This window comes from Mucilaginibacter sp. UR6-11, from assembly GCF_020880695.1.
Taxonomy (GTDB): Bacteria; Bacteroidota; Bacteroidia; order Sphingobacteriales; family Sphingobacteriaceae; genus Mucilaginibacter.
Map to the genome: position 1 here is coordinate 227,259 of NZ_JAJIWO010000002.1, position 12,612 is coordinate 239,870.

A 12,612-nucleotide genomic window follows, 5' to 3' on the forward strand; every position below is an offset into this window, starting at 1 on the left:
AGCAATATGAAAAGTACATTTTATCCTGCCAATGGGCGGGGAACAAGCGATCACGGATGGTTAAAAGCCAATTTCTCTTTTAGTTTTGCGGGTTATCATAATCCGGACAAAGTACATTTTGGTGCCTTAAGAGTACTTAATGATGATATTATAGCTGGCGGAACCGGCTTTGGCACTCATCCGCATGATAATATGGAAATTATTACAATTCCGTTACAGGGCGCCCTTGAACATAAAGACAGTATGGGCAATATTGGCGTTATACACGCCGGCGAAGTGCAGGTAATGTCTGCCGGTACCGGTGTTGAACACTCAGAATATAATCATTCTAAAACAGAGCCGGCCAATACTTTGCAGATCTGGTTGTTACCTAAATTCAGGAACATTGCCCCGCGTTATGATCAAAGGGATTTTAAAAACGCGTTTAAAAAAAATGAGTTTACCACACTGGTAACCGGCGATAAAAACGTGGATGCCCTTTGGATAAACCAGGACGCCACTTTTTCAATAGGCGAATTTGACGCAGGCCAAACGATTATTTATGATATAAAAAACCAAGGAAATGGTGCGTATATATTTGTTTTAGAGGGTGTTGTAAAAATAAACGACCAGCTTTTAAACAAAAAAGATGCTTTGGGTGTTATTGATACCAGTTCAATAACTATTGATTCCCAGGCAAATACCCGATTACTTATCATTGAGGTGCCGATGCTACAATAATTTAACGCCGGGGGGGCGCTGTTCATTGAATGTAAAAAACAATTAAGCAAAACTTTGTTGTTAGTACATTAATAGCATAACCATGGCAGAAGAAATTACTATACCCGGCTGGAAAAAATGGCTGGAAGACATTGGCGAGCAGGTATCATTTTTTATCCGTTTTATCAAAAATATTTTTGTTGGCGGGTTTGAGTGGTCAGAATTTATTCGCCAATGTTATGAAATAGGATACCGATCTATGATGCTGGTTGGTATTACCTCATTTATAATGGGGGTGGTTTTAATTTTACAATTAAGGCCCACCCTTGTTGATTTTGGTGCGGCAAGTATGTTACCCAAAACCCTGTCAGTATCGTTCGTCCGTGAAATTGGCCCGGTGATTATCGCTATTATATGCGCCGGCAAAATAGCTTCAAGTATTGGTGCAGAGCTGGGTAGTATGAAAGTAACCGAGCAGCTGGATGCCATGGATGTCTCCGGTGCAAACCCGCTGCAGTACCTGGTTGTTACACGTATACTGGCAACAACCATTATGGTGCCTATACTCTCTGTAATAGGCGACGCGATAGGTCTATTCGGTGGTTTTTTGGCCCTTAACCTTCGCGATCATATCAGCCTTTCGCTATATGCTACCAAAGTAATAGCCTCTTTAGATTATACCGACTTTTTACCGGCTTTTATCAAAACCATATTTTTTGGCCTGGCTATTGGTTTTGTGGGCTGCTATAAAGGCTTCCACTCGAGCAAAGGTACGGAGAGTGTTGGTTTGGCGGCAAATTCGGCTGTGGTGACTGCTTCGCTCTGGATATTTGTTATTGATGCCATTGCGGTACAGATCACCAGTTTATTATTTTATAAATAAATCATGGAAGAAAAAGAAATAACAGCCGAGCCAAAAGAAAAGAAAACCCATGATAAGCACGAGGTGGTAATTGAGATTAAACATCTCAAAAAATCATTCGGCAGCAAAGATGTATTAACGGATATTAATTTGGTTGTACACCGGGGCGAAAACGTAGTTGTGCTGGGCCGGTCCGGCCAGGGAAAATCGGTTACTATACAATGTATCGTGGGGATGCTCACCCCCGATGAAGGCAGCCTGAAAGTATTTGGCGAAGAAGTGGCCGAGCTAAACGAAAAAGAATTGAAAGAGCTGCGGATGAAAATAGGGTTCCTGTTTCAAAGCGGGGCGCTCTATGATTCGATGACCGTTAGAGAAAACCTTGAATTCCCGCTTACCAGGGTGTTAAAACTAAAAGAACAGGCAGAGATAGACCAACGCGTTGAAGAAGTGTTGAATGCCGTAGGATTAAGCGAGGCGGTTGATAAAGTGCCGTCTGATTTGTCCGGAGGGATGCGTAAAAGAGCCGGCCTGGCACGTACATTGATCATCAAGCCGGAGATTATGCTTTATGATGAACCAACTACCGGGCTTGATCCGATAACCTCGCGTGAGATAAGCGAGCTGATCCTGGATATGCAGAAGAAATATAAAACAACCTCAATCATCATTACCCATGATATGGAATGCGCGCGCATAACTGCCGATCGTGTAGTAATTATGGACGAAGGCGAATACATAGAAGAAGGCACGTTTGAGAGCCTGCAAAAATCAAAGAACAAAATTGTACAATCATTTTTTAAAGATATATCATGAAAACTACCTCATCACAAAAAATAAAAATCGGGCTTTTTACATTTATTGGCCTGTTGGTACTTATTGCTGCCATATTCTTTATAGGCAATCAAAAAAGCCTGTTTAGCTCGACGGTTAAAATCAACGGGATATTTAACAATGTAAATGGCCTTCAGGTGGGTAATAACGTGCGCCTGGCCGGTATTAACGTTGGTGTGGTTGACGATATCCAGATTTTAAATGATACCTCAGTAAAAGTTACCTTAATGGTAGATGACGACGTAAAGAAATTTATAAAGAAAGATTCAAAAATGAACATTGGCAGCGACGGGCTTATGGGCGATAAACTGGTTGTGCTGATGCCGGGTGGTGCCAATACCTCCGAAACTATAAAAGATGGCGACCGCATTGGTGCCGTTAATCCGGTTGATGTGGATAAGATCATTGGTAAATTTACCAAGATGGCCGACAATGCGGGGACGCTTATTGATAACCTGTCGCAGATAGTAGCAAAAGTAAATACTGGTAAAGGCAGCCTGGGCCGTTTATTAAATAATGATAAAATGGCGCGCGAAATGGAAAGCACGGTTGCGCAGGCAAAAACAACGATGCAAAACGTACATAAAACAACCAGTACATTAAATGAGGATCTGAAAGCCGCTCAAGGCAATTTCTTATTAAAAGGATTTTTTAATAAGAAAAAGAAAGCAGCTAAGGCAAAACAGGATTCTATAAAAAAGGTGCAGGAAAAAGCAACTAAAGACGCCGGAAAACAATAAAATATTTTAGAAAATATTTAAAGAATGAGTTAATACCGCCTATATTTATAGACTAATTAGTCTATATGGAGGTGAATAAGCAAGAAAAAATCCAGGCAACTGCTTTGCGTTTGTTTGTGGCCGACGGCTTTCACGGTACGCCTACGGCCAAAATCGCATCCGAAGCCGGCGTTGCGAACGGTACGCTGTTTTATCATTATAAAACCAAAGAAGACCTGGTAGTGGCTCTGTACAATAAAATTAAAGATGAGCACGCCGAAAATTTGCAGGCAATTATTAACCGGGAAGATTTTATAACCACCAAGTTTAAAAACGTTTTCCTCCATTCTGTTAACTGGGCCCTGGCCAATCCCGACAAATTTTACTACATACAGCAGTTTAATTTTTCGCCACATTTTGCTAAGGTCTCCCACGAGACCTTAGCGCGGCATACCCGGGGTTACGCTGGTTTTATTGAAGAAGGGATACGAAAAAAACTGCTTAAACAGCAACCGGTAAGCTTAATCGTCTCTATGTTTAACGGCCATGTTTATGGCATCTATCAATATTTAATAGCCAGCGATGCCGACCCCACCGAAAAAGAAAAAATAATTAATGAGGCATATTATATGCTGTGGGACATGATGAAGTATATGTAATCCGCTTACCGTGTTTTATGTTAAATGGTTGGCTCACGGAAGACGCCTTTATCCGTAGTGAAATAAGAGAACAGGCTTGTTTTGATCCAGTGGGTCCAGCCCGGCGCACAGTCTTTGTAGCACTCAACATCCGGGGTAAGGCCCTCATGTGTAAAGGCCAGATCTGTTATGCCATTGTTTTCAATCACGTCAAAAATTAATTTGGTGTCGGCCCATTCCTTTTTATCAGAATACCAGGGCATATTGCAATCGGTAACCAACCAGACCACTCTTTTACCAGGGACTAACTCTGCTACAGTAAAGTTAAAGAAAGAATCTCCTCCCATCTTTACTATAAAATGATCCTTTTGCTTTTCGGCGCTTCCGCTAAAAGTTATTCCCCACCATTCTGGCACCTTGCTAATTTTTTTGATTGCCTCATCCGCGCTGATCTTTGCCGATATGCTGCTGTTAAAATCGTTCTTTTTCATTGTGTTTAATTTTTTAAATAAAGGTCGCGGGACGGCAGCTTTAAGTATTGTACAAATCGGAACTAGGTGGTGAAATTCTTAGTGCTAAGTTCGTTCATGCTATTTTGAAGGTCGGTCAGGGTGGATCCGGTGAACCGCTTAAATGCCCGGATAAAATGGGACTGGTCGTGATAATGGTGGTAAATTTGTTCCTTTAGGGTTTGATAATTGGCCCCGGCCGAGAATGCCTGGTAAAACTGTTTAAACCTGACTATTTCAGAAAGGTTTTTTGGGCCTGTACCCAGATGCTCTGAAAATTTTGCATGGAGCCAGCGGGAGCTATAGCCGGTCTCCTTTTCAAGTTGCGCCACGCTGACCAGGCCCCGCGAGTCTGAGATGCGATTGATGCAATAATCATATATCGGGTCGGGGGCTATTTTTTCCAGCTGTTTGATCAGGAAGTTTTGCAGGAGCTCCAATTTCGAGGATAAAGCGCTAGCCTCGGCAAGTTGTGATCGAAGTTCTACCGCACTATGTCCAACCAGGTCGGCCAGCTCTATTATTTGATTTTTGACCTCGGCGTACGATAAATAAAAAAAGCGATAAGCGCCGAGCGGGTTAAATTCAATGATAATTGTGCCGGTCTGCGCGTCTTCATGAGGATCAAGAATGACGGGTAAATCGATCAGCCCCGTTAAACTAAGTTTATTTTCTGCCTGAATATAGGTCTTGCCGCCTATGCAGGCCACAATCCCGTTGCGGTAGGTAAGCGTTAATTTAAAATTTGCATTTGGGACGATGAGTTTCCTTTCTGTGGCAGGAAGCCGGCCGCCGCTTTCAAACACATTTATTTTAGCAATATATGGGCGTAGTAAAGGATGCGGGGCGATAGGAATAAATCTAAAATCTGTCATTTGTCTCTCCTCTTTAAAAAGATCAATGTTGCTTAAAGATAGTGGTAAGGATGGCTTTCTCCAATTTTTATAGTTGACGGGAAACGGGAAATTAGTTTTTTATACTTTCGATGGTATACAATGTTTAATGTGCGTTAGACTTATTTAAACAATCAGAAATAAATTCACTATTTCGTAATCCTGACTTATCATAAAATTGACATTGTTAGCTGACTTTTGAAGCAGGGATATACAGGCACTATTTAAATATTATTAAATAAATTTTCAATTGATTACTTAATATTTAAATTGCTTAATTATTCCAGGATATCAGCGTTATCAAATTGGAACTACAAAAAACTGATTTTAAGTTAATGGAAGAAAAAGAACTTGTTTCCCTTTTAAAAAAAGGAGACAGGCTGGCTTTTGAACATTTGTACCATAACTATAAACACCGGTTATATGGTAACTTGCGAAAAATACTAAAATCAGATTCTGCAGCCCAAGAGCTGTTGCAGCAGTTGTTTGTGAAAATTTGGGAAAACCGGCTTTCGTTAGATCCGGACAAGGTGTTTAAAGCCTATCTGTTCTCTATAGCAGAAAACCTGGCCTATGATTTTTTCAGAAAAGCCGCCCGCGATAAAAACCTGGAAGCGCGGTTAATGACCGTCGCTACTGAAGGTTATTCATATATTGAAGAAGCTTTATATCGTAAGGAAAGCGTTGCCATATTAAATCGCGCAGTAGCATCATTGCCGCCCCAGCGCCGTCATGTTTTTACCCTCTGTAAATTAGAAGGCAAAACTTATGAAGAGGTTAGTGTTGAATTAGGTATATCTACCTCAACCATTAACGATCATATTGTTAAAGGTACCCGCTCTGTTAAAGAATATCTTTTTCTGTCTAAAGACTTCGCGCTGCTCTTACTTTCAGCGGCAATTGCCTTTTTGTAATGTATTTGTTACAAGCAACGATTGGTGGTCTTATTTTAAGGACCTATAGCTAAAACCTGTCTGAAAGCCACTCAAAGAGGTAAAAAAAAGGACGTAGAAGATCTCCTCCGCAATCCACTAAAATATTTATTTGTTTTCCGAGCAGATGATAAGTCCCGGTACTGCGTATAGGCAGTAAAAATAAAATTTGGAAAACCACGACCATCTTATACCCATATTTAAGAAGTATTTAGATAACCAATGCTCGCCGGCAGAGGTGGCGGAGTTGTTAGACTTTTTCAGGCTACGCAGCGACAATGATACGCTTAGGGCTCTTATTCTTGAACAATTAGACAAATCGGTTGATATAGCCGCAGGCGAAGGCCCTGTTGACGACGCGGTATTTGACAGGGTGTTTACGGCTATTTCTAAAGAAATAGACCAGCAGGAACACGCTGTGCCGGTTGTCAATATGCGCCGGTATTATTGGGCCGGTGTAGCTGCAAGCTTGTTAATTGCATCGATAATAGGCTTATATGTTTACAAAAACAAACAGGCCGGATATTACACAGCCAAAGTTAAACCTTATCACTACGATGCCTTACCTGGCGGTAATAAAGCCCGGTTAACACTTGCCGACGGTGAGGTAATAGCTTTGGACAATGCAAAAAATGGCTGGGCTGCAAAGCAAAAAAACGGAACAGTAACGAAAGCTAAAGATGGTGAATTGACGTACGAGTCAGGCACCGGCCGGCCGACAGAGATTCCTGAATTTAACACCATTACCACTCCGCGGGGCGGACAGTATATGGTGATACTTCCTGATGGCAGTAAGGTGTGGCTTAATGCCGCATCGTCACTAAAATTTCCGGTAGCCTTTACCGGCGCCGAACGTAAGGTGGAACTTACCGGTGAAGCCTACTTCGAAATCTTCAAAAACAAACAAAAACCATTTAAGCTGACGGTAAACGGGGCCGTAGTAGAAGTACTGGGTACCCACTTTAATGTAATGGCCTATAACGACGAGTCAGCGCTTAGAACTACGCTATTGGAAGGTTCGGTAAAAATATCTAAAAATGACCGGAACGGGTTACTGAAACCCGGGCAGCAGGCCGAAATTGATAAACAAAACGTGATTAGAATAACGGAGGCTGATACAGAGCAGGCTATGGCCTGGAAAAAAGGTTACTTTAAGTTTAATCGTGATAATATTCAAACCATTATGCGCCAGTTATCCAGGTGGTATGATATAGACGTAGTATACGAGGGAAAAATCCCCGACGATGAATTTGTAGGTAAAATCAGGCGAAGTGTAAACGTATCGGAAGTTTTGCGGGTGTTGGAATTAAACAATATTCATTTTAAAATAACGGATAAAAAGATAATTGTAACCAATATTAATTAAATCTTAAAAAGCTTAATATGGATAGATAAAGACACACCTACATCAACCTGCTCATAAAAAAGGAGGGTGTTTGCGGCACCCTCCAAATAATGGGCAATAAAAAGATCTTTCTGACAGAATTTATTATTTAACCCAATTCTACAAAAGTATGCAATTAAACTTTAGTGGTAAAGCCCTGCTATGCAGTAAAATATCACTTACAAAACATCGGGGAGTGCTTCCGGCATCATTTCGGACTTCCCCGGCTACCAAGAGCCTGATTATGCGAGTTAACATTATCGTATTATTATTAACGCTATCGTTTTTGGAGATCAGTGCCAAAAGCTATTCTCAAACCATAAGCTTATCCGGAAAAAATGTAACGCTCGAAAAAGCTTTTGCCGGTATTGAACAACAAAGCGGTTACTTCTTTTTTTACAAATACAACGATTTAAAAGACGCCAAACCGGTAACGTTCGAGCTTAAAAATGAAACGCTGACAGGCGCACTTAAAAAGCTATTTAGCGGGCAACCCTATACTTATACGATATCGCCCGGGAATAAATCAATAGTGGTAAACAAAGCGCCATCGGCGGTGCCTATGGTCCAGCCGGCGGCGGCAGTAATCCTGCAGGGAACCGTTATTGACGAAAAAGGGCTCCCCCTGCCTGGCGTTACCGTGAAATTGAAAGGGGCAGCAATCATTGTTTCAACAGACAAGGACGGTAAATTTAGTATAAAAATACCGGAAGCTACAGGTACACTGGTATTCACTTCGGTAGGATATGCACCCTTCGAGTATGAAATTACCGGCACAACACCCATAAACATAAGGATGAAAGAACAGGTATCAGACCTGCAACAGGTGGTGGTTATTGGCTACGGCTCGGTTAAAAAAAGCGACCTTACCGGAGCGGTATCTGTAATTAAGATGAAGGACCTGGAAAACATACCCGTTGTAAGGGTTGACCAGATGCTGCAGGGGCGTATAGCGGGCGCTGAAGTAGTAAGCACTACGGGCGAGCCCGGGGCGGGCACGTCTATACGGATCCGCGGTACGCGCTCTATCTCTGCTACTAACGAACCGTTGTTTGTAGTTGATGGTGTATTGGATGCCATTAACAGCTTAAATGATATCAATCCAAGCGATATTGCTTCTATACAAGTGTTGAAGGATGCCTCATCTACCGCTATCTATGGGTCGCGTGGCAGCAACGGTGTAATTGTGATCACCACTAAAATGGGTGTTAGCGGCAAAAACACGTTTACTTATCATGCAGATATCGGTGCGTCACAGTTACCCCGCTTTTTGGATTTAATGAATGCTGAGGAATTTGCGAATTTGCAAAACGACCGCTTTTATTTTACCAGCGGGGCCAACCAAAGCAAGCCGCTTGAAGAATATCCTTATCCAAATCCTGTCGCTTTAGGCGAGGGTACCAACTGGACAAAGGAAATTACGCATTCGGCACCTTACCAAAACCATACTTTTTCTGCTTCAGGAGGAGATAAAACAAGCAGTTATTATTTTTCAGGCAATTATAATAATACCGAAGGGATTGTAATTAACAGCGGATTGAAGCGTTACCAGGCTCGATTTAATTTTGATAAAACGGTTAGTAAATATGTGAAAGCGGGTTTACGCTTAAACTATGCTTACCTGGATCAGAATGTGAATAAGGCCGATATCGGCAGCAGTACATTATGGTATAAATCAACCATGTTTTTAGCGCCGACTATAGGGGCTTATAAACCAAATGGCACTTTAAATGATTTTAATACGCAATGGTATACAGGTACCTTATTTGATTCGCCGCTGGCCAACGTGTTAATGCAGCAAAAGTACCAGGAGCGTAAAACACTGTCATCAAATTTATTTTTAGAAATATCCCCGGTAAAAGGCTTAAAGATTAGAAGCGCGGTGTCTTTTTATGATTTTAATCGTTTTGATGATACTTTTTATCCTTCTACGCTGCCTACCCGCATGAGCAAAAACTCGGGCGCTTATGCCGCAAAAGCCAGCTATAAAGACAATAATATCTTGAATGAGAACACTGTAAATTACAATAAAACCTGGGGTAAAAACAATATCGACCTATTATATGGTATTACCTTCCAGTCGTTCTGGACATCTAACCAGACAGTAAGCGGGGATGGGTATTTTATTGATGACATAGGGGATAACGACCTCGGCGCGGTACCGTCAAAAGAGACGTTGAATGTAGGTTCGGGGCTTTCAAACCAAAAAAAGGTATCAAATCTGGCCCGGGTTAATTATAATTACGATAGTAAATACTTTTTAACCGTTACCGGCCGGGCAGACGCTTCCTCAAACTTCGCTGCCGATCATAAATGGGGGTATTTCCCATCGGCTGCATTTAAATGGAATATCCTTAAGGAAGATTTCATGAAGCGGCATGCTGATAAGTTTGATGAATTGGCTATTCGGTTAAGCGCAGGTATTTCCGGTAACGATGCCATATCAAGGTATCAGTCATTATCACAATTAAACTCAAGTTCAAACGGATATATATTCAGCGGGGTTACCCCGGCATCTTATTATCCGGTGAGAATAGCCAATGATGGTTTAACCTGGGAAAAAACCACGTCGTATGATGCAGGTCTTGATTTTTCCATATTAAACAACAGGCTGAATATCACTTTTGATGCCTATAGCAGCAAAACCTCCGATTTATTGCTGACAGTTCAGCTACCTACACAAGTGGGTTATAGCAGCCGTTTAACCAATATCGGCAAAACATCTAACAAGGGCGTTGAGTTGGCTATTGATACCAAAAATATAAGCAATAAAAACTTCTCATGGTCAAGTACATTTACTATTGCGCACAACTCGCAAATGGTTGATGATATTGGTGGCCTGGACCGGATCATTGCTTATGCTAATCCGTTTGGCGCGCAGTATATGATGTACGGCTATGAAAAGGGGCGCCCGCTTAATGCCGTTTGGGGTATGCAATATGCCGGTGTCTGGAAAACACAAGCCGAGATCACCCAAAACCTCACGGATAAAAAATATGCGTCATCCGCTGTTAACTTTTATTCGCCCGGTCGCCAGCGTTATATCGATCAAAACCACGATGGTGTATTGGATAACAAGGACCTGATTTATCTGGGTAATTCTGATCCTGACTTTTATGGCGGAATTCAAAATAGTTTCAGGATATACAGATTTACCCTGGGTGTCTATTTAAGCTATTCGGTAGGTGGCAAAATATATAATCCAACCGAGTTGTTTATGGGTACCGGCACTTATTTAAGTAACCAGTATAAGTACATGGTAAATGCCTGGAATCCGATACGTAATCCCAACTCCGACTATCCACGGGCCGATTCAAAGGACGATATCCCTAACGACCGCTTTTTGCATAGTGCATCTTTCCTGAGGTTGAAAAATGTTTCGCTTGGATATAATTTCAATTTAGCAAAAGCAACAAAGAATGCGGTACAATCGCTGTCATTAACCGCTACCGGGAATAACCTTTACCTGCTTAAATATTATAACGGTTATGATCCTGAAGTTTCAACCGCTAGTGACGGATCTACTATCCGAAGAATGGACAACGGCGCTTATCCTGCCAGCCGCACCATAACCTTCAGTGCTGAAATTAAATTTTAAACACGAACCACTAATACATAAAAGTGATGAAAATAAAAAATACCAGGTTATTGCTGATGTTTTTAGCGCTCATGGCAGTGTCTGCAAGTTCCTGTAAAAAGTCGCTGACAGAGAAAGCTCAGGACTTTGTTACACCCGCTCAGTTCTTTAAAAACGAGAACCAGTGTGTCGCCGCATTAAACGGCTGCTACAACCCTTTTAACTCGATCTTTACTTCGGGTTTGATGCTGGCTAATGAAGGCGCTACCGATTTAGCGTTTCTTAATTCTACCTATATTGATGCCCGTTTTGAGATCTCTCCGGCTAATCCGGGTATGGGAAAAGCATTATGGACCAATTGCTACCAGGGGATAATGTATTGCAACTCAACCATTGCCGGGATTAATACCGCCCCTATTGCTGATGCGCGCAAACAGGCTTTAATAGCCGAGGGGGCCACGCTGAGGGCGATGTATTACTATATCCTTACTTCAACCTTTGGCGACGTGCCATTTTACGAAGATGATGTATCATCCCTCGAGGTATTGGATAAAGTTGCGCAGCTGGGCCGTATGAGCGCGGTAGATACCCGGAAAGCATTAATAACAGAGCTGCAAAAGTACGCCCCTGATTTACCTGCCAAACGAACCTCGGATATCGCCGGCAATCGTGTTTCTGGCGCAATGGCTTATATGCTCATTGCTAAAATGGCGATATGGAACAAAGATTACCCGACGGTAATCTCGGCCGTTAAGGAAATTCAGAAAGTTTATGGCGCGTTATCCCAGTATCCGCTAACCGATACTTATTTCAGGAATAAGAATACCCCCGAATCTATATTCGAAGTGCAATTTACCTGGTCAGTAACCGGCCTTAAAAAAGTAACCAATATCGCCTGCTTTTTTACCCCAAGCAAAACGGCATCCCAGGCGGTGTACGACGGGGTAACCATACCCGAACTTGGCTCGACGGCAAACCCTTACACCTCAATTACACCAACGGCTTATTTCATGTCTCTTTATGATGTTTATGATCCGCGCCGCAACATTATTTTAGGATACACTTACAACGGCACTTACTTTAAAAGACCGCAAAGCGCTAATGGTACAGGTAAACCCTGGATGGGCCCTAAATTTTGGTGCCCCGGTATGGATAATGCATCCGACGGCAACAACCAAAAAGTATTTCGCTATGCCGATGCCTTATTGTTGATGGCTGAGGCCGCTAATGAAACCGGCGATCAGGCATTGGCCATGGCCAGTATTAATGAGGTAAAAACCAGGGCTTCTGCCAGCTATGCATTAACAGCTTACCCAGGTAAAGACGCCTTTTTCGACGAGATTAAAAAAGAACGCGCGCGCGAGTTAATGGGCGAATATACCCGTAAATGGGACCTGGTGCGCTGGGGGATATTTTATGACGCGGTAAAGACTACGGCAGCTACCGAGTTTTCGGTGTTAAACGATAACCTGCGTCCATACCATCAATATTATCCTATTTCAGATAGTGAGGTATCCAGGACAGCTGGCAGGTTAACCAACCCCACCTACGTGGGCCAATAGTTA

11 protein-coding genes are annotated in these 12,612 nt (G+C 42.2%); 9 read left to right on the top strand and 2 right to left on the bottom strand.

The features are described 5' to 3' along the window. The first annotated feature begins 6 nt into the window (after nucleotides 1-6). The 5 genes from LJ658_RS06410 to LJ658_RS06430 all read left to right on the top strand — a co-directional run bounded on the left by LJ658_RS06410 (nucleotide 7) and on the right by LJ658_RS06430 (nucleotide 3,773). Nucleotides 7-720: a pirin family protein gene (locus tag LJ658_RS06410; RefSeq protein ID WP_230545647.1), complete on the top strand. Its 714-nt coding sequence runs from the start codon at nucleotides 7-9 to the stop codon at nucleotides 718-720. A gap of 82 nt (nucleotides 721-802) precedes the next feature. Beyond that, nucleotides 803-1,582 carry an ABC transporter permease gene (locus tag LJ658_RS06415; RefSeq protein WP_230545648.1) on the top strand — a complete coding sequence of 260 codons (780 nt, stop codon included), beginning with the start codon at nucleotides 803-805 and terminating at the stop codon, nucleotides 1,580-1,582. 3 nt (nucleotides 1,583-1,585) lie between these two features. Further along, the gene (locus LJ658_RS06420; RefSeq protein ID WP_230545649.1) at nucleotides 1,586-2,377 is read left to right on the top strand and encodes an ABC transporter ATP-binding protein; all 792 of its coding nucleotides are present in this window, start codon (nucleotides 1,586-1,588) and stop codon (nucleotides 2,375-2,377) included. Then, nucleotides 2,374-3,135 (top strand): MlaD family protein, encoded by a 762-nt coding sequence (locus LJ658_RS06425; protein WP_230545650.1) that lies wholly within the window; start codon nucleotides 2,374-2,376, stop codon nucleotides 3,133-3,135. Before LJ658_RS06420 ends, LJ658_RS06425 begins: the two co-directional genes overlap by 4 nt. Nucleotides 3,136-3,206: 71 nt before the next feature. Next, complete coding sequence (locus LJ658_RS06430; protein WP_230545651.1) at nucleotides 3,207-3,773, top strand: TetR/AcrR family transcriptional regulator; 567 nt, start codon at nucleotides 3,207-3,209, stop codon at nucleotides 3,771-3,773. A 20-nt stretch (nucleotides 3,774-3,793) separates the two neighbouring features. On the opposite strand, the gene LJ658_RS06435 is transcribed toward LJ658_RS06430, so the two are convergent. Beyond that, complete coding sequence (locus LJ658_RS06435; RefSeq protein WP_230545652.1) at nucleotides 3,794-4,243, bottom strand: SRPBCC domain-containing protein; 450 nt, start codon at nucleotides 4,241-4,243, stop codon at nucleotides 3,794-3,796. A 62-nt stretch (nucleotides 4,244-4,305) separates the two neighbouring features. Then, a complete protein-coding gene (locus LJ658_RS06440; RefSeq protein WP_230545653.1) occupies nucleotides 4,306-5,136 on the bottom strand; it encodes an AraC family transcriptional regulator in 831 nt (276 codons plus the stop codon). A 353-nt stretch (nucleotides 5,137-5,489) separates the two neighbouring features. Between LJ658_RS06440 and LJ658_RS06445 the strand changes: the two genes are divergently transcribed. From LJ658_RS06445 to LJ658_RS06460, 4 genes are all read left to right on the top strand, one after another. Next, nucleotides 5,490-6,068 carry an RNA polymerase sigma factor gene (locus LJ658_RS06445; RefSeq protein ID WP_230545654.1) on the top strand — a complete coding sequence of 193 codons (579 nt, stop codon included), beginning with the start codon at nucleotides 5,490-5,492 and terminating at the stop codon, nucleotides 6,066-6,068. 187 nt (nucleotides 6,069-6,255) lie between these two features. After that, a complete protein-coding gene (locus tag LJ658_RS06450; RefSeq protein ID WP_230545655.1) occupies nucleotides 6,256-7,452 on the top strand; it encodes a FecR family protein in 1,197 nt (398 codons plus the stop codon). Nucleotides 7,453-7,714: 262 nt separating this feature from the next. Then, nucleotides 7,715-11,068, top strand: a complete 3,354-nt coding sequence (locus tag LJ658_RS06455) for a TonB-dependent receptor (RefSeq protein WP_230545656.1) — start codon at nucleotides 7,715-7,717, stop codon at nucleotides 11,066-11,068. 26 nt (nucleotides 11,069-11,094) lie between these two features. Then, a complete protein-coding gene (locus LJ658_RS06460; RefSeq protein WP_230545657.1) occupies nucleotides 11,095-12,609 on the top strand; it encodes a RagB/SusD family nutrient uptake outer membrane protein in 1,515 nt (504 codons plus the stop codon). Nucleotides 12,610-12,612: the final 3 nt, after the last annotated feature.

What these genes read in the sequence shown, in the direction of transcription:
- LJ658_RS06415 (WP_230545648.1), top strand. Translation starts at nt 803, where the DNA reads ATGGCAGAAGAAATTACTATACCCGGCTGGAAAAAATGGCTGGAAGAC.
- LJ658_RS06425 (WP_230545650.1), top strand. Translation starts at nt 2,374, where the DNA reads ATGAAAACTACCTCATCACAAAAAATAAAAATCGGGCTTTTTACATTT.
- LJ658_RS06420 (WP_230545649.1), top strand. Translation starts at nt 1,586, where the DNA reads ATGGAAGAAAAAGAAATAACAGCCGAGCCAAAAGAAAAGAAAACCCAT.
- LJ658_RS06410 (WP_230545647.1), top strand. Translation starts at nt 7, where the DNA reads ATGAAAAGTACATTTTATCCTGCCAATGGGCGGGGAACAAGCGATCAC.
- LJ658_RS06460 (WP_230545657.1), top strand. Translation starts at nt 11,095, where the DNA reads ATGAAAATAAAAAATACCAGGTTATTGCTGATGTTTTTAGCGCTCATG.
- LJ658_RS06445 (WP_230545654.1), top strand. Translation starts at nt 5,490, where the DNA reads ATGGAAGAAAAAGAACTTGTTTCCCTTTTAAAAAAAGGAGACAGGCTG.
- LJ658_RS06440 (WP_230545653.1), bottom strand. Translation starts at nt 5,136, where the DNA reads ATGACAGATTTTAGATTTATTCCTATCGCCCCGCATCCTTTACTACGC.
- LJ658_RS06435 (WP_230545652.1), bottom strand. Translation starts at nt 4,243, where the DNA reads ATGAAAAAGAACGATTTTAACAGCAGCATATCGGCAAAGATCAGCGCG.
- LJ658_RS06455 (WP_230545656.1), top strand. Translation starts at nt 7,715, where the DNA reads ATGCGAGTTAACATTATCGTATTATTATTAACGCTATCGTTTTTGGAG.